Origin of the sequence: Sulfitobacter sp. 1A12779, assembly GCF_043557315.1 — a bacterium.
GTDB lineage: Bacteria > Pseudomonadota > Alphaproteobacteria > Rhodobacterales > Rhodobacteraceae > Sulfitobacter > Sulfitobacter faviae.
On sequence record NZ_JBIFFU010000054.1, the window covers coordinates 1 to 3862 of the forward strand.

The window sequence follows — 3862 nt, forward strand, 5'->3', positions numbered from 1 at the left end:
TAATGACGAGCTCGTCATTACCGCAGTTATCACGAGGACGGCATAATGCGGAGGAAGTCCGCCAATGCCCTTGTTTCCCTGGCGGTCTGTTCACTTTCCTCCGCATAATTTTTGATGCGCGTCAGAGCGTATCCAACCAGTCGAGCACGCTCTGGTCGCGCCGCCATGATGGCGGACTATCGGTTTTCGGTCTTTCGACCCGTTCCAGTGCTTTCCGTTTGGTCTCCAGATTTGCCTGTGCGTAATGGTTAGTGGTCTCAAGGCTGACATGACCCAGCCAGCTTCGGATGACCGTGACGTCGACGCCGGCGGCGACCAGGTGTACGGCCGTCGCATGCCGGAAGCTGTGCGGCGTCACATGTTTTCTCGCCAGCGTCGGCGCGGTCTTTTCAGCCGCCCTGACATAGTCCGCCAGCTTGAACCGAACGCCCGAGGCGCTGAGAGGGTTGCCGTAGCGGTTTACGAAGAGAGGTTCATCGGCCGGCGTCGGTATTCGCTCAAGCAACGACCTCAGCAAGGCGACCGTTTCCGGCCAAAGCGGGCTGATCCGTTCTTTCCGGCCTTTTCCGTACAATCGCACGCAGGCCGGAGCATCGAACCTGATCGCCTGGGGGCGAAGATCAAGCGCTTCCTGGATGCGCGCGCCGGTATTGTAGAGCAGCGACAGCAAGACATGGTCCCTCTGGCCGATCAACGTGGAGCGGTCGGGTTGAGCCAGGATCGCCTGCACCTCTTCGGGTTCGAGGTAGTCTGGCGCGCGGATCGGTGCTTTTTTCGTCGGCACGTTCAGAACCTCCGCGCATTGCGCCATGAACTCCGGTTCGCGCGTTGCCACAAAGCCGAAGAAGCTGCGCAGGGCGGCGAGGCGGCAGTTCCGGGTGCCGATTGTGTCACCGCGTTCGACCTCAAGATGTTGCAGGAAGGCGATGACCTTCGCCGCGGTCAATTCGCTCAGCGCTAGGCGAACAACAGGCTTGCCACGCCGGACCGCGACAAATCGCAGAAAGAGCCTCCAGGTGTCCCGATACGACTTGATGGTATGCACAGAGGCGTTGCGTTGCTGGACCATCCAGTCAGTGAAGAACATGCGCAGCAATTGGGGGAGCGGATCAGATTTCATGATGCCACCTCCGCCGGATCAGCATTGCCAGGCGAGGTGAAGGCCCGGAACCGCTCACTCGCTTCATGCAGCAGCTCCTGGGTCACCGTGATGTAGACCAGCGTGGAGTTGATATCGCGGTGGCCGAGATATGTTGCAAGATACGGCAGCTTTTCCTGCGGGTTCACACCTTGCCGGTACCACTCGAGGATCCGGTGCACGACAAAGGTATGTCGCAGGTCATGGATGCGCGGCCCGGTCCTGCCCGTGGCCGGTTTGAGACCAGCCATGCGCAGAATGGCAACAAGGTGATCGCTGATAGTTGCCCGACAGTAATAGCGGTTCTTTTGATCGTGCCAGAACAAACCGGCGTCTGGGCTGCGAGAGACCTTGGCCTTCTGCCGCGCTTCGAGAAGCACGCGCAGAGCATCCATCGCGCTGTCCGACAGCGGCAGAATGCGGGACTTGAAGAACTTCGTCTCCCGGATCGCGATGGTTCCGGACTGCATGTCAACGTCGCCAAGCGTCAACCTTGCAATCTCGCCGATGCGCAATCCGGCGCAATAGGCCAGAACCAGCATCGTATAGAGGTTGATCGGACGCGAGGACGCGCGCGGCGACGGATAGACCCGGGCGATTGCAAGCAGTTTCTGGATGTCCTTGGAGCTGTAGATATAGGGGCGCCGCCAGCCGCGAGCGACCTGTTTCGCTGGCCGGTTGTCTGATTGCCGTTTGGGTCGCGAGGGATCGTCATGGCACAGTGCCTTGTTCAGGATACGGGCCAGTTTCTCGCATTCGGCCGGATGGTTCGCGGTCGTCTTTGTCCTGCGGTAGTGCTCAAGCATGATCTCCAGCGGCTGGCCATCGAGATCGGGCCTTTGCTGCAGAAAGCGGTCGAACCGGCGGCAAATGACGTCGGCCGCCTCATACCGGTAACCTCGGCGCTGCATCCGCTCGACATGGTTGCGCATCAGCTCTCCCAATGAACTTTCGAACGGTCGGGGTTGCCGCAACACTTCGAGCGCCTGATTGGGGTCAGGGGCCATCAAAGCCCGTATTACACCCGTGTCACTGCTGGCATTATAGTCACGGCGAAGGTCGGAGATCGGATTGCTCCCAATCCTTCCTTCATGCGCCAGGGCATCGAGGAAGCGGGCAACAATCCGGGCGCGGTGCAGCACCGTTGAGCGGGCCCAGACCTCACCGCGCTCACGCAACCAGTATTCAAGTGCTTGCCGGTCGGTTGCGCCAAACCGCAACACCGCCTGCCGGAAGCTGTTCAGCGCTTGCCGATAGTAGATTGGCGATATCGCGCAGTTCAATGGAAGCCGGGCGATGTAGTGCTCGATGATCTCATCGCCATCCTCGGGCCAACCTCTCATTGTCTCACCTCCCGACCTGGAAGGTTGATGGCAATCGAACGCATGTCTTCGGTGGCGAGCTTCAGATAGGGCGCTGTCGATTCCGGGGATCGGTGGCCAAGGACGTCGCCAATGATCTTGCGCGGGGTGGATGCCCTCAGCATGCTGACCGCGCGGGCATGGCGAAAGATATGCGGGCCGCGCTTGCCAGCAAGCTCAATTCCGGCGGCAGCGAGGCGCCGTTTGACCACACCATAGAGGCCGCCCGCCTTCATCGACTGATAGGGTGCACGGCTCCGCAGGAATACGGTGCGGACATCCGCGTCCGGACGGCCGTCCCGCAAGTAACGCAGGATCGCTTCCCCCACGGGTTCCATCAGGGGCAGCATAGCCGTGGCACTGGTCTTGGAGCGTTGCACCCGAAGAGTATCCGCCCGCCAGTTGATATCCTCGATCTGTAGGCGGCCGACCTCGCCGGACCGAAGGCCGTAGTTGGCAAGAAGCTGCAGGATCGCGTGATCACGCAACCCCAAGGGCGAGCTGTCCTGACCCGCAAGTTCGAGCACCGCTGCGATCTGTTCCGCAGTCAGGATCGACGGAATGCCCTCGTAGGCGTAGAGAAGCGGGGCAATCACATGGCTTGAGAGATCATCCGCATGCAGCTTGCTCCGGTGTAGATGTCGCAGAAAGCCGCGCAACCGTTCGACCACGTCCTTGAGCGATTTGCGTGTCAGGCCCGGTGCCCTGATATCCATATAAGCATCGATGTCGCGCACGCTCAGATCGGCAAAATCGGCTTTTCTGTATCGCTGGATGAGCCATTTGCAGAAGTGGCGCGCCTCCCACATCAGCGCCGTGATCGAAGGCTCGGCCAAACCGCGTTCGTGTCGCAGCCATCGCTCATATTGGTCGCAAACCTCGCGGGTGAGGCGCTCCGCTTCGTTTGCAGCAGGCGGAGCCGGCGGCCATTCCGGCAGAGCAGAGCGCAGCAAAGCGTAAATCCCCGACCGCGGTATCGATGCCCAGCTGGACCCCGGTGCGCGCCCGCGATCCTTTTGAAACTGCCGGACCGCGTGGCGCAGATATTCGGCGACAAGATCCGGCGTGACATCGCGCAGGTCAATCGCCCGCTCCTCCAGATAAGCGAGGAATTGATCTGCGTAGAGGCAATAGTTGTGAATGACAGTTGGGCTATATCGCTGCCGGCGCAGCGTGACGCGAAGTTCTGAAATTTCCTTGAAAGGCGATTGGGACATCGATTCCTCCTTGGTTTGATTGATCAACCCAAGAAACATCCAGCCTGAAATAATGCGCAGCAAGAACGGCACAGCCACGACCCAACACATTGAAATCAAACGGGCTACGAAATTCTCCTCCGCATTATGCCCTCCTCGCGATAATT

Annotated in this window: 3 protein-coding genes; all 3 read right to left on the reverse strand. The window is 59.9% G+C overall.

Annotated elements, in window-relative coordinates; all coding sequences use genetic code 11:
- Nucleotides 1-121: 121 nt before the first annotated feature.
- Genes ACGYLQ_RS20515 through ACGYLQ_RS20525 form a run of 3 tightly spaced genes read right to left on the reverse strand, consistent with a single transcriptional unit; the run spans nucleotide 122 to nucleotide 3806 of the window.
- On the reverse strand, nucleotides 122-1120 hold the full coding sequence (locus ACGYLQ_RS20515; RefSeq protein WP_233145829.1) for a site-specific integrase: 999 nt from the start codon (nucleotides 1118-1120) through the stop codon (nucleotides 122-124).
- Nucleotides 1117-2481: a tyrosine-type recombinase/integrase gene (locus ACGYLQ_RS20520; RefSeq protein WP_067625221.1), complete on the reverse strand. Its 1365-nt coding sequence runs from the start codon at nucleotides 2479-2481 to the stop codon at nucleotides 1117-1119. The genes ACGYLQ_RS20515 and ACGYLQ_RS20520 overlap by 4 nt, the downstream gene beginning before the upstream one ends.
- Entirely contained in the window at nucleotides 2478-3806 is a 1329-nt protein-coding gene (locus ACGYLQ_RS20525) for a site-specific integrase (RefSeq protein WP_330220217.1), read from the reverse strand. The genes ACGYLQ_RS20520 and ACGYLQ_RS20525 overlap by 4 nt, the downstream gene beginning before the upstream one ends.
- Between the last annotated feature and the right edge of the window lie 56 nt (nucleotides 3807-3862).